This window comes from Rhizobium sp. NXC14 (assembly GCF_002117485.1).
GTDB lineage: Bacteria > Pseudomonadota > Alphaproteobacteria > Rhizobiales > Rhizobiaceae > Rhizobium.
On the sequence record NZ_CP021030.1, the window covers coordinates 934,204 to 954,283 of the forward strand.

Below are 20,080 nucleotides of genomic sequence, written 5' to 3' on the forward strand. Positions count from 1 at the left end.
GAGAGGGGCATGGCACAGCTTATCACGATCCTGGTCCTGGTGTTCTCAGCCTGGTGGCTCTACCGCCGCTTCGTCTCCGATGCCCGCAAGCTCGCCGAAAAATCGCGCCGCGCCGAAAAGGAACGCCAGACCGGCGCGATCGGCACGCTGGTCAAGGACCCCGTGACCGGGGAATATCGGCTGAAGCGGGATGAGGAATAGATACAGCCTTGGATTTGCCTCATCCCGCTGCGGGTCCGCCGCGCAAACGTAGGTGGGCTGGGCACCCCCCTCTGTCCTGCTGGACATCTCCCCCACAAGGAGGGAGATCGGCTGGGCGTGACGGCTTCCCCAAGCAACTGAGCATTGTGATTGTCGCTGCCGTTAGGGAGGGGGCGATGGTCAAGCCTCTTGCCAATCTCCACCCTTGTGGGGGAGATGTCCGGCAGGACAGAGGGGGGTGCCTAGCCCACCATCGCTTGATTGAGGTTAGGCGCAGTTAGGTTCCGCTTCCACATCGACGTTCGATCCCGACCGCTGCAAAACCCTTGACCCCTGCCGCCCTCCATGGCACCTGTCGCGCCGATAATTCCCAAGCCAGCGGTGCCATCCCATGTCAGCTCTCCCAGACCATATGAACCCGAAGCGCTCCTTTCAGGCGCTGATCCTGACCCTGCATAGCTACTGGGCGGACAAGGGTTGCGCGGTGCTGCAGCCCTACGACATGGAGGTCGGCGCCGGCACCTTCCACCCGGCAACGACCTTGCGCGCCCTCGGCCCCAAGCCGTGGAAAGCGGCTTACGTCCAGCCCTCCCGACGCCCGTCGGATGGCCGCTATGGCGAAAACCCGAACCGGCTGCAGCATTATTACCAGTATCAGGTCATCCTGAAGCCGAATCCGCCCAATCTGCAGGAGCTCTATCTCGGTTCGCTCGCGGCGATCGGCCTCGATCCGCTGCTGCACGACATCCGTTTCGTCGAGGACGATTGGGAAAGCCCGACGCTCGGCGCCTGGGGCCTCGGCTGGGAATGCTGGTGCGACGGCATGGAAGTCTCGCAATTCACCTATTTCCAGCAGGTCTGCGGCATCGAATGCGCGCCGGTCGCGGGCGAACTGACCTACGGCCTCGAGCGCCTCGCCATGTATGTCCAGGGCGTCGACAATGTCTACGACCTCAATTTCAATGGCCGCGAAGGCGACGAGAAGATCAGCTATGGCGACGTCTTCCTGCAGGCCGAGCAGGAATATTCGCGTCACAATTTCGAATTCGCCAATACCGAAATGCTGCATCGCCATTTCGTCGATGCCGAGAAGGAGTGCCGGGCGCTGCTCGATGCCGGCGCGCCGGGCCAAAGCGACAATCAGCGCCTGCACAAATGCGTCTTCCCCGCCTATGACCAGTGCATCAAGGCCAGCCACGTCTTCAACCTGCTCGACGCACGCGGCGTCATCTCGGTCACTGAGCGCCAGAGCTACATCCTGCGGGTGCGCACGCTTGCGAAGGCCTGCGGCGAAGCCTTCCTGCTGACCGACGCCGGCGGCGTCAACCTGTCGAAAGAGGCGGCATGACGCAAAAGCCTGCCAGCCGTATCGTCCATATCAACGGCTGGCCAGGCACCGGGAAGCTGACTATCGGCCGCTTGCTGGCGAAAAGAATCGGCGCGCGGCTTATCGACAATCACACGCTGCTTAATCCAGCCGAAGCGCTTTTCGCCCGCAGCAACCCTCTGCATTTATCTCTGCGTGAGCAGATTCGGCGAGCTTTTTTCGACCATGCCGTGCGCGCTGATCCGGCTGAAAGTTTCGTCTTTACCGATGCTCTTGCCGATGACGAGCATGATAGTGCGATGTTCTACTGGTATCGCGATCTGGCTGCCGCCAGAGGCGCGGATCTGGTCGCGGTTCTCCTCGATTGCGCGCCGGAGGAGAATGCCAGGCGCCTCATCTCTCCCGGCCGATCCGAGGCGCTCAAGCTGACCGATACGGCGAGGCTGCAGCAGCTCCGGGCAAACTACAGACTGTTGCGCGGACTGGCTGAACGCACAGTTGAAATTGATACGACGGACCTTTCGCCGGCGCAGACGGCGGCTCGAATTCTCACGCATATCGGCGTTTGACGACAGCCGGGTATCCTGCGTAGTCTTTGTACAAACATTACTTCGTTGCAGGGGATTCGCGATGTATATTGCGCTTGGCGTCATCGTTCTGGTCGCACTCTATGTCGTCTTCATCTACAACGGCCTGGTTCGCTCTCGGCAGATGGCGGAGGAAGCCTGGTCGGGCATCGATGTGCAGTTGAAGCGCCGCGCCGATCTGATTCCGAACCTGATCGAGACAGTCAAGGGTTATGCCGCCCATGAAAAGTCGACGCTCGAGGAGGTGGTTGCGCTGCGCAACAAGGCGCAGGCCGTGCCATCGGGCGATGTCGCCGGCAGGGCTCAGGCGGAAGGGCTGCTCGGCCAGGCGCTCGGCCGGGTGATCGCGCTCGCCGAAGCCTATCCCGATCTCAAGGCCAACCAGAATTTCGCCGAGCTGCAGGCGTCGCTTGAAACCATGGAAGGTGAGCTGCAGATGGCGCGGCGTTATTACAATGGCGCGGCCCGCGACCTGAACGTCAAGGTCGAAAGCTTCCCCTCCAATCTTGTTGCCGGCCAGTTCGGTTTTGCCAAGCGCGAGTATTTCGAAATCACCAACGAGGCCGATCGCGCCGTCCCCAGCGTCAAATTCTGACGATCCGGCATTTTGCCTTTGCGAGAAAGCGGTTAAGAGCAAAGGGAGATGGCGACGCGATTTAGCCTCGCTCATGGACGGAAGACATAGCATGACACGCAAAGCCAAACTCACGATCATCCCGCCGGGCCGGCCGCTTTCGGGCCGCGCGATGCCACCGGGTTCGAAATCGATCACCAATCGCGCCCTGCTGCTCGCCGGTCTTGCCAAGGGCACGAGCCGGCTGACCGGTGCGCTGAAGAGCGACGATACCCGTTATATGGCCGATGCGCTGCGCGCCATGGGCGTTGTGATTGAAGAGCCTGACGACACGACCTTCGTCGTCACCGGTAGCGGCAGGCTCATGCCGCCGAAGGCGCCGCTCTTCCTCGGCAATGCCGGCACGGCCACACGCTTCCTGACAGCGGCTGCGGCTCTGGTCGACGGCACCGTCATCGTCGACGGCGATGAGCACATGCGCAAGCGCCCGATCGGACCGCTGGTTCAAGCGATGCGCACGCTCGGCATCGACGTCGCAGCTGAGACCGGCTGCCCGCCGGTCACCGTCAGAGGCACGGGCCGCTTTGAGGCCGATCGAATCCTGATCGATGGTGGGCTGTCCAGCCAATATGTTTCGGCGCTGCTGATGATGGCAGCCGGCGGCGACCGTCCGGTCGACATCGAACTCGTCGGCGAGGATATCGGCGCGCTTGGCTATATCGATCTCACCACCGCGGCGATGAAGGCCTTCGGCGCCAAGGTCGAAAAGACCAGCACCGTTACCTGGCGCGTCGAGCCGACCGGCTATCGCGCCGCCGATTTCGTCATCGAGCCTGATGCATCCGCCGCGACCTATCTCTGGGCGGCCGAAGTGCTGAGCGATGGCAAGATCGATCTCGGCGTGCCGAACGATGCCTTCACCCAGCCGGATGCCAAGGCCTACGAGACGATCGCCAAATTTCCGCATCTGCCGGCTGAAATCGACGGCTCGCAGATGCAGGATGCCGTTCCGACCATCGCCGTGCTGGCCGCCTTCAACGAGACGCCGGTCCGCTTCGTCGGCATCGCCAATCTGCGCGTCAAGGAATGCGACCGCATCCGCGCCCTGTCAACCGGACTCAACAATATCCGCGAAGGTCTGGCCGTCGAGGAGGGGGACGATCTGATCGTCCACTCCGATCCTGCTCTCGCCGGTCAGACGTTGCCGGCCGAGATCGACACCTTTGCCGACCACCGCATCGCGATGAGCTTCGCACTTGCGGGCCTCAAGATCGACGGCATCACTATTCTCGACCCCGATTGCGTCGGCAAGACCTTCCCCGCCTATTGGCGGACGCTTGCCGCGCTTGGCGTGACCTATCGGGATAAGGATTGAAGCAAGGCGCAGCCGGGGCAGCCGGCGGGGAGACAGGGATGGGGCGTCGGTTTTTGGGGTTTTGCTTGGCGCTGCTCCTGATGGTCGCCGCCCCGGCGGCCTTTGCAGCCGAGGTGATCGACAGTTTCGCCTCCGAGATCGCGCTCGAAAAGAGCGGCGTGATGACGGTGACGGAAACCATCACCGTCAATGCCGAGGGTAACCGGATCAACCACGGCATCTTCCGGGATTTCCCGCTCTATTTCACCGACGCCGGCGGCCGTCGCCGCAGCGTCGATTTCGACATGGTCTCGGTCACGCGCGATGGCGCGAACGAGCCCTGGCACACGGAATCGATATCCGGCGGTATCCGCATTTATGCCGGCTCCGCCGAGGTGACGGTGACGCCGGGCCGTCATCGCTACGTCTTCACCTACCGGACCAACCGCCAGATCCGCTACTTCGACGATCACGACGAACTCTACTGGAACGTCACCGGCAATGGCTGGATCTTTCCGATCCGGTCAGTCACCGCAACCGTGAACCTGCCGCCTGATGTCAGCGCGACCGAGACGACCTTCTTTACCGGCCCGCAGGGCGCCAGGGGAAAGAATGCCAGTGTCAGCGAAAGCGGCGCCGGCATCGTCTTTTCCACCACCGCGCCTCTTGGCCCCAATGAAGGCCTGACCTTTGCGATCCGCATGCCGAAGGGCTCGATCGATCCGCCGAGTGAGGATATGGAAAGCACCTGGTGGCTGAAGGACAACCGCAATTATTTCATCGGCTTCGGCGGCCTGACCCTGGTTTTCGCCTATTACCTCAGATCCTGGCTGAAGGTCGGCCGCGATCCCGCCCGAGGCGTCGTCGTGCCGCGCTGGGATGCGCCAGACGGCATCTCGCCGGCGCTGGTCAACTATATCGACAATAAGGGCTTCTCGGGCGGCGGCTGGACGGCGCTTGCCGCAACCGCCCTCAATCTTGCGGTGCGCGGCTATGTCAAGCTCGAAGACCTCAAGGATTCGATCATCATCCGCGGCACCGGCAAGCCGCTCGGCAAGGAGAAATTCCGGGCCGGCGAGACAGAGCTGCTGAAGGCTGCCGGCGGCGAAGGCCGGACGCTGACGATCGACGAGGCGAATGGTGAGCGGGTGAAAACGATCGGCCAGTCCTTCCGTTCGGCGATCGAGAGGGAGCATCGCGGCAAATATTATAATTCCAACATCGGCTACACCACCGGCGGCGTTGCGCTGAGCGCCGCCGCCCTGGTGGCGTTGTTCGTCTTCGGCTCACTGGAGCCGGATACGATCGCGCTGATGCTGATCCCGATTGGCATTTCCGTCTTTATTGCCGTCTTCATCGCCGGTTTGGTCAAGTCGCTGCACCAGGGCAGATCGCTGTTCGCCAAGGTCATGGCCGTCATCGCCGCAGCGGTCGGCGTTTTTGTCGGCATCGGCATTCTTTCCATTATCGTCCTGACGCTTGCCTCGTCGCTGGTGGAATTGCACGAGACGCCGATGCTCTTTGCCGTCGGCGGCATCGTGCTGCTCAATGTCCTCTATTTCTTCATCATGGGCGCGCCGACCCCACTCGGCGCCAGGATGATGGACGGCATTGACGGCTTGCGACAATATCTGACGCTGGCCGAGAAGGATCGCATGAATATGGCCGGCGCCCCACAAATGTCGCCGCAGCATTTCGAGACGCTGCTGCCCTATGCGGTGGCGCTCGGCGTCGAAAAGCCCTGGTCGCGCACCTTCGAGACCTGGCTTGCGGCCGCTGCCGCTGGCGCGGCCGCAGCCTATGCGCCCTCCTGGTATTCCGGCGATTTCAACAGCGGCAGCTTCTCCGATCGCATTGGCGGCTTCTCCTCGTCGATGGCCTCCACCATCGCGTCGACGATACCCTCGCCGCCGCCATCGAGTTCATCCTCCGGTTTTTCCGGCGGCGGCTCCTCCGGCGGCGGTGGAGGCGGCGGCGGAGGCGGGGGCTGGTAAGCTTTCCCGCTTGACCTTTCGGCCCTTGGCCCTTAACCGCCTGACGGAACAGGAAAGGGGTCGCGCATGAAGGTTCTGTTGATCGGATCGGGCGGACGCGAGCACGCGCTCGCCTGGAAGCTGGCGCAATCGCCGTTGATGAGCGAATTCTACGCCGCCCCCGGCAATCCCGGCATTGGCGAACATGCGATCCTCGCGCCCTTGACTGTCGAGGATCACGAAGCGGTCGCCTCTTTCTGCAAGGACAAGGCGATCGACTTCGTCGTCGTCGGGCCCGAGGCGCCGCTCGTCGCCGGCCTCGCCGACCGGCTGCGCGCCGACGGCCTGGCAGTCTTCGGGCCCTCCGCCGGTGCCGCCCAACTCGAGGGCTCCAAGGGCTTCACCAAGGATATCTGCGCCCGCTACGGCATCCCCACCGGCGCTTACCAGCGCTTCAACAACGCGCCGAAAGCCAAAGCCTATATTCGCGCCCAGGGCGCTCCGATCGTCGTCAAGGCCGACGGGCTGGCCGCCGGCAAGGGCGTGACTGTTGCGATGACGCTCGACGAAGCGCTCTATGCCGTCGAAGACTGCTTCGAGGGCGCTTTTGGCGCCGCTGGCGCCGAAGTTGTCGTCGAAGCCTATCTCGATGGCGAGGAAGCGAGCTTCTTCTGTCTCTGCGATGGAAAACATGCGCTGCCGCTGGCGACCGCCCAGGATCACAAGCGGGTGGGCGAGGGCGATACCGGCGTCAATACCGGCGGCATGGGCGCCTATTCGCCGGCGCCTGTGATGACGGCCGAGATGGTCGAGCGCACCATGAAGGAGATCATCGAGCCGACGATTCGCGGCATGGCCGAGAGCGGTCATCCCTTCTCCGGCGTATTTTTCGCCGGACTGATGATCACGAAGAAGGGGCCGGAGCTCATCGAATACAATGTCCGCTTCGGCGATCCGGAATGTCAGGTGCTGATGATGCGGCTGAAGAGCGATCTGCTGCCGCTGCTGCTTGCCACCGCCAATGGTACGCTCGATCAGGTGAGCGCCGAATGGAGCGACGATCCGGCGCTGACGGTGGTCATGGCTTCGAAGGGCTATCCCGGCACCTATGAGAAGAACACGCCGATCGAATTCCTGCCGGAGGCAGGCGAGGGCGAGAAGGTGTTTCATGCCGGCACGGGCATGAAGGACGGCGTGCTGGTCGCAACCGGCGGCCGCGTGCTGAACGTCACGGCATCGGGCGGCACGGTTGCCGAGGCGAAGGGCCGCGCCTATGCCCTGCTGGATAGGGTTCGGTGGGAAAACGGCTTCTGCCGGCGCGACATCGGCTGGCGCGCGATCGAGCGCGAAAAAGCCTCGAACGACGCATAAATCGTCGCGTTCCTTAAATTTTTAGCCTTTCCCCTGACGGGATGGAAACGAAGCTGCGCTATACCGCTGTCGTAGTGAGACGGAGGTGCGTTGATGCGTCAGATTTTCCTCGGTGCGGCAGTCCTGCTGATGGCAGGCTCGGCGATGGCCTCCTCGATCGAGGTGATCGGCAAAACGGCAGGACGTGCCGAAGGCAGCATCGTCACTGAACGCTGCACTGCTTGCCCGCCGCTACAGGCCGAGCAAAGCCGCAAGGACTATACGGTGCCGGAACTGAAACCCGGCGTCCTCCAGGCAAGCGAAGTTCGCGACGTCGGCGGCGAAACGAAGATCTTCCGCACCGAAGCCTGGATGGGCGGTTCGCCCGTCGTCTTCGTCAGCAAGGCAACGCCGGAAGCCTTGGCAGCCGCCGAACCTTCGATCTCGCCCGCGCCAGGCATCGACATGAACGCAACGACTGCAGCCGTCATTGGCGGCGATGCCAAGCCGGTTGCCGCCGGCATGGTTGAGCAGCCGCCGGCTCCCGATGTTTCCGAATTCAAGCTGCGCTTCTAAAAAACCACGGCATCAGAGGGCTGTGTGCCCTTAAGCCAATTTGAGTCGCTGCGACAGTTCCCTGCCCCTGCCCGATCAAGGTTTCGATCGCTTGGGGTTCCACTGCGGTGGAGCGGATGCACCCTCGAAGAGAAGCGGGGGTGCATTCCTGCTTTGAGGCCCCGGCAGATCCGCAGAGCGAAAACGAGCGATATTCGACTATGAGGGGAAACTCACCGCTTGTCTTAGTAACTCAGCCCCCTGATTTTTAGGGAAATTCGCGTCAGTTCGAATAAAATTAAAGCTTTCTTATTGAGTCACCTTCAATTCTTATTCGCCGGTCGCAGCATGTTGTTTAGCAGCGGTAGACGCGTCCTTCTCAGATGCGCTCGCACAGGCGGTAGAAGACCGCACCGGAATGTATTCGCTCATTCCCTTTGCGAGGAATCATGAAAAATTTGAAAATATCGAAGCAGCTCATATTGCTGATCGTCGGCTTGATGGTGGCCTTTGCGATCGCGACGTCCCTGCAGATCCGCTCCTCGGTCGATGCGATTTACAAGGAGCGTTACGACATGCTCCGGGCCGAGGTTCAGTCGGCGATCTCGGTTCTGAAGCTTTACCAGGCCAAGGTCACCGCAGGCGACATGACGTTGGAGGATGCCCAGAAGCAGGCTTACGCCACCATAAACGGCATGAAATACGATCCGGACGGTTATTTCTTCGGCTATAGCTACGATGTCCAGATGATGTTCCACTACGATGCCTCGAAGGTCGGACAGAACCTGAAGGGCCAGCCGGACAGCAAGGGCAAGCTTTACCGCGAAGAGTTGGTCAAGCTCGGCCGCCAGGGCGGCGGTCTGGTCGAATTTTATTCCACCAGCAAGCCGGGCCAGCCGGCCGGCGATTATCGCAAGACGGCCTACGGCCAGGCCTTCGACCCCTGGAAGGTCGTCGTTGTCACCGGCGTCTATATGGATGATCTCGATGCCCAGATTAACAGCACGATCCTGACCGCGCTCTCCGGCAGCATCGTTCTCTTCGTCCTTGCCATGGCGGCTGCCTACGTCGTCATTCGCGGCATTTCTGGCCCTCTCAACAATGTCCATGCCGCCCTGAAGGCGGTCTCCGAAGAGGACGTTTCCATCACCATCCCGCATACCGGCATGAACAATGAGGTCGGCATGATGGCGAAGGCGACGCTGTCGCTGCAGGAAAAGATCCGCGAACGCCATCAGATGTCCGATCGCGAGGCGGCCCAGCAGCTGGCGCTGGAAAGCGAGCGCGAAAACAACCTGCGCCAGCAGCAGGACGAGACGGCGCTCCAGGCCCGCGTGGTGGCGACGATCGGCCAGGCGCTGGAACTGATCGCCCGCGGCGACCTTACGGTCCGCTGCGCCGATCTCGGCCAAAAATACGCCGCCCTTCGCGATAACTTCAACGATGCGCTGTCGCATCTCGAGGCCGCCATGGCCAAGGTCAGCGCCAAGGGCAGTGATATCGGCACCAGCAAGGAAGAGATCCGCCGCGCCTCCAACGAGTTGTCGCAGCGCACCGAGCGCCAGGCCGCAAGCCTGGAGGAAACATCCGCCGCCCTCGATGAGCTCACGGTTGCCGTCCGCCAGACGGCCGATGGCGCCCATGAGGCGAGCAAGCGCGTGCATGCCGTCAGTGCCGAGACCACCCACAGCGATGCGATCGTCAGCCAGGCGATCGAGGCGATGAGCGGCATCGAGAAATCGTCTTCGGAGATATCAAAGATCATTGGCGTCATCGACGAGATCGCCTTCCAGACCAACCTCCTGGCTTTGAACGCCGGCGTCGAGGCTGCCCGTGCCGGCGAATCCGGCAAGGGTTTTGCTGTCGTCGCGCAGGAGGTGCGCGAACTTGCCCAGCGCTCCGCCGCCGCGGCAAAGGAGATCAAGGACCAGATCGCCCGCTCCTCCAGCCAGGTCGAACACGGCGTCCGTCTGGTCGGCGAGGCAGGCGAGGCGCTGAAGCGCATCTCCGACCAGATCAAGGCCGCCAACGAGATCGTCGCCAAGATCGCCCACAGCGCCTCCGAGCAGGACACGACGCTGCGCTCGATCTCCTCGTCGGTGAACCAGCTCGACGCCGCCACCCAGCAGAACGCCGCCATGGCCGAAGAGACCACTGCATCGGCCGAGACGCTCGCCAGCGACACCGACGAATTGATCGATCTCATCCGCGGCTTCCGGGTCGGCAATGCCGGCGCTGCTCCCGTTGCACATCAGGGTCGCCGCGCGGCCTAAACGGCGCGGAGGCAACAAGCCTTTTTATCACGAAATTCTTAGCGGCCGTCGGTTCTCCGGCGGCCGTGTCATTTGGAGGCCTATCGTGCGATGCGCTCGATCAGCCGCTCGATCTCCCGATCGGAAAACACTTCGATGCCGGCCGCTTTCAGTGCTGCCGCCGTGACGCCGCTGCCGGCCTGCCGGCGGCCGGAAAACGTGCCGTCATAGATGAACCCAGACCCGCAGGACGGGCTGCCGTCGATGAGCAGCGCAAAGCGGCAACCGGTCTGGCGTGCGAGTGCCACGGCATTTCCGGCCGCCTGCTGGAACTCTTCCGTCACATCGCCGCCCGTCAGCTCTATAACCCGAGCCGTGCCGGCCAGAACCTCTTCGCCGGTCGCTCCATCCGCGATCTCCGCCGGCGGCCGCGGCACCGGCATGCCCGCGGATATCTCCGGACAGATCGTCACCAACCGCCCTTCGGCCCGCCATCTCTCGATCGCCGGGTGAAGCAACGGCTTCGCCCGCCCGTCATAACGGACGGCGTGCCCCACGAGGCAGGCGCTGACGAGAATCTTGTTTTGCATGGCTGCTTGAGTAACCGCATTGGGGCGGTGATGCTAGGGTTGGATCATCGATGTATGGTGACCGACCAAAACAAACCGCACAAGCAGAGTGCTTGGCATGGATGCTCGGGTCAAGGCAGGTCAAGGCCGAGCATGACGGAGAGATGGGCGGCACTGTTGGCAAGAAAGGACGTCTGCATCTTTCCCATGAAAAGCTGGCTGCGCTCTGGGAAACTGAATTCGAAGTCGCTGATCGTATTGCGTCTGCGGCGCCGCATTTGGCGCAGTGCTCACTCCCCACTCCGTCATCCTCGGGCTTGACCCGAGGATCCATGCGGCAAGCACAGCGTTCGCGTTAGCACTGGCGAGAGCACCCAGCTCAAAATCCGCTCACCCCGAAATCTTCGAGAAATCAGCCACCGTTCCCGTTGCCTCGCGGATCAACCGCAGCAGGGCAAGACGGTTGGCGCGGATCGCGGCATCCTCGTCGTTGACGAGCACCTCTTCGAAGAAGCGGTCGACCGGGCCGCGCAGCTTGGAAAGCGCCTCCATCGCCGAGCGGAAATCCTCCGCGGCAACGGCGTTCGCCGCATCCTCCGAGGCACTCGTTATGGCGGCGAACAGCTCCTTCTCGGCATCGAGCCTGAAGAGCGCCGGCGAAACGCCGTCGGCGATGACGGTGCCCTTCTTCTCCTCGGCGGCGAGCAGCTGCGTGGCGCGCTTGGTGCCGGCAAGCAGGTTCTCGCCGTCCTCCGAGGTGATGAAAGCCGTCAGCGCTTCGACGCGGCGCGCCACCATCAACAGGTCGTCGGCTTCAGGCGTCAGCACGGCATCGATCAGATCGTGCCGGGCGCCCTGATCGCGCAGATAGACTTTGAGACGATCATGAAAGAAGGAGAGCAGATCACCATCCTTGGTCGTCGCCAACAGCGGCAGGCGGATCCGTCGCTCGAGCAGAATGCGGACGACGCCGAGGGCTGCTCGCCGCAGGGCGAAGGGATCCTTCGAGCCCGTCGGCTTTTCGTCGATCGCCCAGAAGCCCGTCAGCGTGTCGAGCTTGTCGGCCAGCGCCAGCGTGATCGCCACCTTGTCGTCCGGCACGCGGTCTGAGGGGCCTTGCGGCTTGTAATGGTCCTCGATCGCCGCGGCGACGGAGGCGTTCTCGCCCTGCAGCACCGCATATTTGCGGCCCATCAAGCCCTGCAGTTCCGGAAACTCGCCAACGGCTTCGGTGCGCAGATCCGCCTTGGCGAGCACGGCGGCGCGATCGACGAGAGCCGCGTCGGCGCCGATAATTTTCGCGAGCTCCGATGCCCGCGCGCGAATGCGTGCGACGCGCGCGCCTTGTGTGCCAAGCTTGGCATGGAACGTCACCTCGAGCGCGTCGAGCTTGGCCATGCGCTGGTCGAGCGGCTTCATCAGGTCGAGGCCGAATTTTGCCGCAGATGCTTTCAGCGTATCGAGATCGGGCATATCGCCCTGGTCGCGCTTCCAGAAATGCAGGGCATCCGAAAGCCGGGCGCGCACCACCTTGCCGTTGCCGTGGACGATTTCCTTGCCGCCGTCGCTCGCCTGGATGTTGGAGACGAGAACGAACCTGTTCGACAGCGTCTCTTCACCCTGCCTGCGGGTTACGAAACACTTCTGGTTGGTCTTGATCGTCAGCCGGATGATCTCCGAGGGGATGGAGAGATAATCCTCCTCGAAGCTGCCCATGAGCACCTGCGGCCATTCGACGAGGCCGGAGACTTCCTCCAGCAGGCCTTCGTCTTCCACCAGCTCGAGGCCGTTGGCGAAGGCAATGTCGCGGGCATCGTGCAGGATGATATCCTTGCGCCGCTCGGCATCGAGGATGACCTTGGCCTTTTCCAGGCTCGCCGCATAATCGTCGAAGCGCCGCACGGTGATCGCGTCGGGCGCATGGAAACGATGGCCGTAGGTGATGTTGGAGGCGGTAATGCCGTCGATCTCGAAGGGGATGACGGTGGTCTCTTCATGTTCGGGGCCGAAGGTGCAGACGATCGACTGCAGCGGCCGCACCCAGCGCAGCGCGCCGGGCCTGGAGGAAGCCTTGCCCCAGCGCATCGATTTCGGCCAGGGGAAATCGCGGATGATGCCGGGCATCACTTCGGCGACGATCTCTTCCGTCGAGCGGCCGGGTTTGGAAATCACAGCGACGTAGAAATCGCCCTTCTTCGGGTCGCTCACCACCTGGGCCTCAGAGACGGACGAAAGGCCGGCGCCGCGAAGAAAGCCCTCGATCGCCTTCTCGTTAGCGTCGGTGCGCGGCCCTTTGCGCTCCTCGCGCACATCGGCCGAGCGCGCCGTCAGGCCGTGAATGTCGAGCGCCAGCCGTCGTGGCGTCCAGTATTCGCGCGCGCCTTCATAGGACAGGCCGGCTTCGACGAGCGCATCGGTGACGAGCTTCTTCAAGTCGCCCGCAGCCTTGCGCTGCATGCGGGCCGGAATCTCTTCGGAGCGAAGTTCGAGAAGAAGGTTTGGCATGTCACTCTTTTCCTTGCGCCCGCGGCAGGGCGATCCAAAAACGTTGCTTCTGCTATCAAAGAATGCCGCATCTGCACAACCGCAAAAACGGAACAGAGCAATGGGGTAGTGGGCAACGGTTGGCGTTGTGCCGTGTAGCCCCAACCCGTCAACTTCCGCTGTGGAAACCCCAGTCGGGCATTGCCTTGCCGCTTTTCGCCGCTATGGTCCCGCAACTTTCGTCGACATAGGGAATCCCATGGCCGCAGACCTCCGTTTTCTCGCAGCCCGCATCTCCTCCGAAATCAATGCCCGGCCCGACCAGGCCAAGGCCGCCATCGAGCTGCTCGACGAGGGGGCCACCGTGCCCTTTATCGCCCGCTACCGCAAAGAAGTGACGGGCGGGCTCGATGACACGCAGCTGCGCGATCTCGCCGAGCGGCTGGTGTACCTGCGCGAGCTCGAGGCCCGGCGCGACACGATCGTCGAATCGATCACCGGCCAGGGCAAGATGACTGAGGAGCTGATGGCCAAGGTCGCGGGTGCCGCAACCAAGGCGGAGCTCGAGGATCTCTATCTGCCCTATAAGCCGAAGCGGCGTACCCGCGCCGAAATCGCCCGGGAACGCGGCCTCGGCCCGCTTGCCGAGGCGATCCTTGCCGATCGCGGCCGGGAGCCAGCGGTGCTCGCTGAAGGCTTCGTCACGGCTGATGTGCCCGACGTGAAGACGGCGCTCGAAGGCGCTCGCGACATCATTGCCGAAGCCATTGCCGAAAATGCCGACCTGCTCGGCAAGTTGCGCGCCCATATGCGCCAGGCTTCGCTGCTGAAAGCCAAGGTCGTCGATGGCAAGCAGGCGGCGGGTGAGAAGTTTTCCGACTATTTCGATCACTCGGAACGCTGGGCGACCGCGCCCGGCCACCGGGCGCTTGCCATGCTGCGCGGCTGGAACGAGGAGGTGCTGACGCTGACGATCGAGGCCGATGCCGAGGCCGCCTCGCCGAATAAGCCGGTCGAACGGATGATCGCCGCTGCCTACGAGATCGGCACGAGTCGCCCCGGCGACCGCTGGCTGATGGAGGTCGCCAGCTGGACTTGGCGGGTGAAGCTTTCCATGTCGCTGTCGCTCGATCTGATGCGTGAGCTGCGCGAAAGGGCCGAAGAGGAAGCAATCCATGTCTTCGCCCGCAATCTGAAGGACCTGCTGCTGGCCGCTCCGGCCGGTTCGCGCGCAACGATGGGGCTCGATCCCGGCATTCGCACCGGCGTCAAGGTCGCTGTCGTCGACGGCACCGGTAAGGTGGTGGCGACATCGACCGTCTATCCCTTCCAGCCGAAGAACGACGTGCGCGGCGCCCAGATCGAACTCGCCTCGCTGATCCGCAAGCACAATGTCGAGCTGATCTCGATCGGCAACGGCACCGGCAGCCGCGAAACGGAAAAGCTGGTGGCCGACATGCTGGCCGATCTGCCGGCCCCGAAGCCGACCAAGGTCATCGTCTCGGAAGCCGGCGCCTCGGTCTATTCCGCCTCGGCGACCGCAGCGGCGGAGTTTCCCGATCTCGACGTATCGCTGCGCGGCGCCGTCTCCATCGCCCGCCGCCTGCAGGATCCGCTCGCCGAGCTCGTCAAGATCGAGCCGAAATCGATCGGCGTCGGCCAGTATCAGCACGATGTCGACCAGCAGAAGCTGTCGCGTTCGCTCGATGCAGTCGTGGAGGACGCAGTGAACGCCGTCGGCGTCGATTTGAACACCGCCTCGGCGCCGCTGCTCGCCCGTGTCTCCGGCCTCGGCCCGTCGATCGCAGAGGCCATCGTCCGCCACCGCGACAGCGAGGGCCGCTTCGAGACGCGGCGCGATCTGCTGAAGGTCGCACGCCTCGGCGGCCGCACCTTCGAACAATGCGCCGGCTTCCTGCGCATTCCGAACGGCAAGGAGCCGCTCGATGCCTCCTCGGTGCATCCCGAGGCCTACGGCGTCGCCAAGAAGATCGTCGCCGCCTGCGGCCGCGACCTGCGCACGCTGATGGGCGATAGCGCCATCTTGAAATCGATCGATCCGCGTCAGTTCATCGACGAGAAATTCGGCCTGCCGACGGTGAAGGATATCATCGCCGAGCTGGAAAAGCCCGGGCGCGACCCGCGTCCGAGCTTCAAGACCGCGACCTTCGCCGAGGGCGTCCACGAGATTTCCGACCTGACGCCCGGCATGGTGCTCGAAGGCACGGTCACCAATGTCGCGGCCTTCGGCGCCTTCGTCGATATCGGCGTGCACCAGGATGGCCTGGTGCATGTGTCGCAACTCGCCGATCGCTTCGTCAAGGACCCGCATGAGGTGGTCAAGGCGGGCGATGTCGTCAATGTGCGGGTCGTGGAAATCGATGCCAAGCGCAAGCGCATCGGCCTTTCGATGCGCCGCGACGATGGTTCTTCTGCGTCTCAGGCGCGGGGTGATTCTCGCGCAAGTCAGGGCGCCCGGCCGCAGAATGAGCGCCGGCCCGCAGCTCCGAAAGCGGAGGGCCAGGGTGCTTTCGGCGCTGCACTCGCTGAAGCCATGAAGCGAAAATAAGGATTTAGCCGGTATTCTGGCAAAAATGCCACAGTTTGGCAGCGTTCTGCGCTGACTGCTAAATCCGGCGCTTGTAAGGCGAGTGAGAGCTATTAAGTTGATGTGACCATCCTGTCACATTTGCGAGGCGTCCATGGCGTCGGCTTTCTTATCGATCGTCCAGCAAATCATCCGCAAGGGTTCGTTGAAGCTTACCCTTGCCAACGGCGAGACCCACGTGATCGGCGACGGCACCGGCGACTTGGTGGTCGCCCGGCTTGCCGATCAGGATGCTGAAGACGCCATCCGCCGCGACCCGACGATGAAGCTCGGCGAGATGTACATGCAGGGCCGGTTCATTCTCGAACAGGGCAACATCTACGACTTCCTGTCGCTGGTGAAGCAGAACACCACCAACGAGATCTTCGACTTCAAGATGGCGGCGCTGCTCGTCGGCCGTATCGCCTGGCAGCAGCTGAAAAGCCGCGTGCCGATCAATCGTAACAAGCACAATGTCGCCCATCATTACGATCTCTCGGCCAAGCTCTTCGATCTTTTCCTCGACGAGGACTGGCAATATTCCTGCGCCTATTTCAACCCGCCGGGCATCAGTCTCGACGAGGCGCAACTCGCCAAGAAACGCCATATCGCAGCCAAGCTGCTGCTTAAGCCCAACCAGCGCATCCTGGAAATCGGCTCCGGCTGGGGCGGCATGGGCATGTATCTGGCGGAGGCGACGGAGGGAGCCGATTTCACCGGTATCACGCTGAGCGAAGAGCAGCTGAAGGTCTCCCGCTTACGCGCCGAGAAACGCGGTCTTTCCGAGCGGGTACGTTTCGAGCTGCAGGATTACCGCACCATGACGGGCAGGAAGTTCGACCGCATCGTCTCGGTCGGCATGTTCGAGCATGTCGGGATCGGCAACTACGGCAATTTCTTCCGCAAGGTCTCGGACCTGCTCGACCACAACGGCGTCATGGTGCTGCATTCGATCGGCCGTCCGAAGCCGAGCTTTGGCACCAATGCCTTCATCGAGAAATATATTTTTCCGGGCGGCTACATCCCTTCCGTCGGCGAGGTGCTGCCGCCGCTTGAAAAGGCCGGGCTGCTGGTCAAGGACGTCGAAATCCTGCCGATGCATTACGCCTATACGCTGCGCCACTGGCGCGAGCGTTTCGTGGCGCGCAAGGCTGAGGCGGTGGCCCTTTACGACGAACAGTTCTTCCGCATGTGGGAATTCTATCTCGCCGGTTCCGAAATGGGCTTCCGCTGGGATGAGCTGTTCATCCTGCAGATCCAGATCGCCAAGAACCAGTTCGCCGTTCCCGACAACCGCAACTACATCGCCGAGAATGAAGCCAAGCTGAAGGAATTCGAGGCGCGGCGGGCGCCGCTGGAAAAGGTGACGTTCTGAACCGCCGCAGCGTTTGGAATGAAAGGGAATGCGGATGAGCAGTGCGTTTCCCGAAATATATCTGGTTCGACACGGTGAAACCGAATGGAGCCTGTCCGGGCGCCATACCGGGCGCAGCGATATTCCCTTGACGGCGAATGGTGAAGCCGCCGCTCGAAAACTTGCCGAGCGGCTGGCCGGCCTTTCCTTTCCCGCCGTCTGGTCGAGCCCGTCGGCGCGAGCCCGCAACACCTGCGCGCTCGCCGGCTTCGGAGCGGACGCGGTGATCCGCGACGAGCTCGCCGAATGGGACTATGGCGCCTATGAAGGTGTCACGACGAAGGCGATCCTGGCGGAACGTCCCGGCTGGCAGCTCTTTCGCGACGGCTGCCCGAACGGCGAAACGGCTGCCGATGTCGGTGCCCGCGCCGATGCCGTCATCCATGCGCTTCGCCAAGCGGCAGCGCCCATCCTGATCTTTTCCAGCTCGCATTTCCTGCGCGTGCTGGCCGCCCGCTGGCTCGGCCTGCCGCCGCAGGGTGGCGCGCATTTCGTGCTCGATACCGCCAGCATCAGCGTGCTCGGTTATGAGCACGACCTGACCGAGCCGGTCATCCGCCGCTGGAACCAGAGATAGGGCAAATTCCATAGCTGGCGTCGGCCCGTGCGGCCCCCTCATCCAACCCTTCGGGCCACCTTCTTGGATAAGAAAAATGTAGGATATTGATGCCTGCCGGGCGGGTGGCCGCCCGCCCGGCAGCTGGTTGTCGGATCGTCACCTTCTTAGCCGTTTTGGGCTGTGGGGAGCAGGATCGCAACCGGCTCTTCATCTGGCCCGTGTGGTTGCAGGAACCTTGGGGTTCGTATCCAAGACAGGGACGACGAAGATGACCGATAATAGCATGATCTGTGCCGGAATCGATGTCGGCAAAAGCCATCTCGACATTGCCCTCCATCCCGGTAAGGCAAGGCTGAGGGTCACGTACGACACCGCTGGCCTGAAGGCGCTTGACGCCTTTCTTCGAGAGCATGACGTCAGCCGCATCGGCTTCGAAGCCTCCGGCGGCTATGAATGGCGGCTGCTGGCGCATCTGCGGGCCGGCAAGCGGCCGGCGGCGCGTCTGCAGCCGGCGCAGTTGCGCTTCTTTGCCAAGAGCCGGCTCAAGCGGGCCAAGAACGATCGGCTCGATGCCGTGCTGATTGCGCTCTTCACGGCAAGTCTGGAGCAGTTGCCGGCGCTGCCGGACGCACGCTTCGACAAGTTGGCCGCCGAACTGACCTATCTGGAACAGATCGAGCAGCAGATCGCGCTGGTCAAGACCTTTGCCGAGACCGCCTTGTCGGAGGCGATCAAACGCCGCCACCTGCGCGAGGTCGCCCGCCTCGAAACCTGCCGCAAGGCCCATCTGCTGCGGCTCGAAAAGACGGTTCGCGACGATTGCGACTTGGCGCAACGGCTCGATCTGCTGATCTCCATCAAGGGGATCGGGCTGCGCAGCGCCCTGTGCTTGATCATTCGGCTGCCCGAACTCGGCCATGCCAGCCGCGCCGAGATCGCCGCCCTTGCCGGCGTCGCACCCTATGACGACGATAGCGGAAAGTATCATGGCAGACGCCGCATCCAGGGTGGTCGCGAACGCCTGCGAAAGAGCCTATTCATGTGCGCATTCACGGCAACCCGGCACAATCCGGATCTCGCCGCTTTCTACACGCGCTTGCGTCAGAACGGAAAGGAGCACCTGTGCGCCGTTATAGCCGTCGCCCGAAAACTCATCGTTCTCGCCAACACAATCCTCTTTCGAAAGACCGAATGGACGCCACAACACCGCAAGAATTAAACATGGTTGCTCCCCGAGGGGAGAAGGGGGCGTGCCGCGAGGTCTCAATCCCCTCTTCTCCCAAGCGGGAGAAGGTGCCCGTAGGGCGGAAGAGGGGGGCCGCACGGCATGAGTTTCATGAGTTTCACTGTGGTTAACATTGGGGTAACGACATCAGGATAAGTCTAGCGGCCGCCGCTCTCCGCGGCTTTGTTTTTGCGTTTCCTGGAGTGCAGACGTGTCTCATCGATCAGTCGTATCGATTTCTTTTCTTATTGCTTTTTCATCCGTTGGTTCGGCCACCGCGCAGGAAAGCGGCCAGCATTTCTGGTCCGGCGACTGGTATCTGAGCGTTGGTGTCGCCGGCTTTTCAGCGCCGAAATTCGAGGGTTCACGGCGTTATGAATTCCGGTTCAGCCCGCTGATTTCGGCCGGCCGGCAGGGCTCGGCTCCACGCTTTTCCTCGCGCAACGACAATCCGTCCTTGGCCCTCATGGATAATGGCACCTTCCGCGCCGGTATCGTCGGCAAATTCGTGCCTTCGCGCGTTGAGGGCGACGGTCACGAGCTGAAGGGCATGAAGAAGGTCAAATGGGGAGCGGAAGCCGGTGGCTTCGTCGAAGTTTATCCGACCGATTTCCTGCGCGCCCGCGCCGAAGTTCGCCAGGGCATCCGCTCGCATGACGGCGTCGTTGCCGATCTCGCCGTTGATGCCTTCACCGATATCGCCCCCAACCTGCAACTGTCAGGCGGTCCGCGCGCGACATTCGCCACCAGCGGCTATTATGATGCCTATTACGGCGTCAACGCCAAACAGGCGGCGGCGAGCGGGCTTGACCAATACAAGCCGTCATCGGGCATCCAGTCCTATGGCGCCGGTGCGGCTCTGACATGGAAGGCGACGGAAAACCTGTCGGCCAGCTCTTTCCTCGAATATAAGCGCCTGGCGGGTCCGGCGGCCGACAGCAGTCTCGTGCGGCAGCGCGGCTCGAAGAACCAGGTGCTCATCGGTGTCTCGGCGACCTACAGGTTCAATTTCTCTCTGCAGTGATCAAATCATGTCGCCCGGAACTATGCCGCGGTTCCGGACGACATG

At 62.6% G+C, this 20,080-nt stretch carries 17 protein-coding genes; 14 read left to right on the top strand and 3 right to left on the bottom strand.

Going from position 1 to position 20,080, the window contains the following annotated elements; genetic code table 11:
* Positions 1 to 9 precede the first annotated feature (9 nt).
* The 9 genes from NXC14_RS04565 (at position 10) to NXC14_RS04610 (ending at position 10,194) form a co-directional block, all read left to right on the top strand.
* Positions 10 to 201: a hypothetical protein gene (locus NXC14_RS04565; RefSeq protein WP_003584596.1), complete on the top strand. Its 192-nt coding sequence runs from the start codon at positions 10 to 12 to the stop codon at positions 199 to 201.
* 391 nt (positions 202 to 592) lie between these two features.
* On the top strand, positions 593 to 1,549 hold the full coding sequence (locus NXC14_RS04575; RefSeq protein WP_064694016.1) for a glycine--tRNA ligase subunit alpha: 957 nt from the start codon (positions 593 to 595) through the stop codon (positions 1,547 to 1,549).
* Positions 1,546 to 2,097, top strand: coding sequence for an AAA family ATPase (locus NXC14_RS04580; RefSeq protein ID WP_085777155.1), 552 nt, complete (start codon positions 1,546 to 1,548; stop codon positions 2,095 to 2,097). The genes NXC14_RS04575 and NXC14_RS04580 overlap by 4 nt, the downstream gene beginning before the upstream one ends.
* Before the next feature lie 61 nt (positions 2,098 to 2,158).
* Positions 2,159 to 2,710, top strand: a complete 552-nt coding sequence (locus tag NXC14_RS04585) for a LemA family protein (protein ID WP_054181439.1) — start codon at positions 2,159 to 2,161, stop codon at positions 2,708 to 2,710.
* A gap of 91 nt (positions 2,711 to 2,801) precedes the next feature.
* The gene (locus NXC14_RS04590) at positions 2,802 to 4,064 is read left to right on the top strand and encodes a 3-phosphoshikimate 1-carboxyvinyltransferase (protein WP_085777156.1); all 1,263 of its coding nucleotides are present in this window, start codon (positions 2,802 to 2,804) and stop codon (positions 4,062 to 4,064) included.
* A 38-nt stretch (positions 4,065 to 4,102) separates the two neighbouring features.
* Positions 4,103 to 6,037, top strand: a complete 1,935-nt coding sequence (locus tag NXC14_RS04595; RefSeq protein ID WP_085777157.1) for a DUF2207 domain-containing protein — start codon at positions 4,103 to 4,105, stop codon at positions 6,035 to 6,037.
* Between the two features lie 66 nt (positions 6,038 to 6,103).
* On the top strand, positions 6,104 to 7,387 hold the full coding sequence (gene purD, locus NXC14_RS04600) for a phosphoribosylamine--glycine ligase (RefSeq protein WP_085777158.1): 1,284 nt from the start codon (positions 6,104 to 6,106) through the stop codon (positions 7,385 to 7,387).
* A gap of 93 nt (positions 7,388 to 7,480) precedes the next feature.
* Complete coding sequence (locus tag NXC14_RS04605; RefSeq protein ID WP_085777159.1) at positions 7,481 to 7,942, top strand: plant virulence effector HPE1-like domain-containing protein; 462 nt, start codon at positions 7,481 to 7,483, stop codon at positions 7,940 to 7,942.
* Positions 7,943 to 8,370: 428 nt separating this feature from the next.
* Positions 8,371 to 10,194, top strand: coding sequence for a methyl-accepting chemotaxis protein (locus tag NXC14_RS04610; protein WP_085777160.1), 1,824 nt, complete (start codon positions 8,371 to 8,373; stop codon positions 10,192 to 10,194).
* Positions 10,195 to 10,274: 80 nt separating this feature from the next.
* On the opposite strand, the gene NXC14_RS04615 is transcribed toward NXC14_RS04610, so the two are convergent.
* From NXC14_RS04615 to glyS, 3 genes are all read right to left on the bottom strand, one after another.
* Entirely contained in the window at positions 10,275 to 10,763 is a 489-nt protein-coding gene (locus NXC14_RS04615) for a DUF523 domain-containing protein (protein ID WP_085777161.1), read from the bottom strand.
* Positions 10,764 to 10,873: 110 nt separating this feature from the next.
* Complete coding sequence (locus NXC14_RS32315; protein ID WP_157131373.1) at positions 10,874 to 11,020, bottom strand: hypothetical protein; 147 nt, start codon at positions 11,018 to 11,020, stop codon at positions 10,874 to 10,876.
* Positions 11,021 to 11,132: 112 nt separating this feature from the next.
* Positions 11,133 to 13,247, bottom strand: a complete 2,115-nt coding sequence (glyS, locus tag NXC14_RS04620) for a glycine--tRNA ligase subunit beta (RefSeq protein WP_085777162.1) — start codon at positions 13,245 to 13,247, stop codon at positions 11,133 to 11,135.
* 238 nt (positions 13,248 to 13,485) lie between these two features.
* Here glyS and NXC14_RS04625 point away from each other — a divergent pair, with 238 nt between their 5' ends.
* From NXC14_RS04625 to NXC14_RS04645, 5 genes are all read left to right on the top strand, one after another.
* Positions 13,486 to 15,795, top strand: a complete 2,310-nt coding sequence (locus NXC14_RS04625; protein ID WP_085777163.1) for a Tex family protein — start codon at positions 13,486 to 13,488, stop codon at positions 15,793 to 15,795.
* A gap of 133 nt (positions 15,796 to 15,928) precedes the next feature.
* Positions 15,929 to 17,188 (top strand): cyclopropane-fatty-acyl-phospholipid synthase family protein, encoded by a 1,260-nt coding sequence (locus NXC14_RS04630; RefSeq protein ID WP_085777164.1) that lies wholly within the window; start codon positions 15,929 to 15,931, stop codon positions 17,186 to 17,188.
* A 34-nt stretch (positions 17,189 to 17,222) separates the two neighbouring features.
* Positions 17,223 to 17,804 (top strand): histidine phosphatase family protein, encoded by a 582-nt coding sequence (locus NXC14_RS04635; protein WP_085779974.1) that lies wholly within the window; start codon positions 17,223 to 17,225, stop codon positions 17,802 to 17,804.
* 250 nt (positions 17,805 to 18,054) lie between these two features.
* On the top strand, positions 18,055 to 19,005 hold the full coding sequence (locus NXC14_RS04640) for an IS110 family transposase (protein ID WP_085777165.1): 951 nt from the start codon (positions 18,055 to 18,057) through the stop codon (positions 19,003 to 19,005).
* Between the two features lie 217 nt (positions 19,006 to 19,222).
* Complete coding sequence (locus NXC14_RS04645; protein WP_085777166.1) at positions 19,223 to 20,035, top strand: MipA/OmpV family protein; 813 nt, start codon at positions 19,223 to 19,225, stop codon at positions 20,033 to 20,035.
* The last annotated feature ends 45 nt before the right edge of the window (positions 20,036 to 20,080 follow it).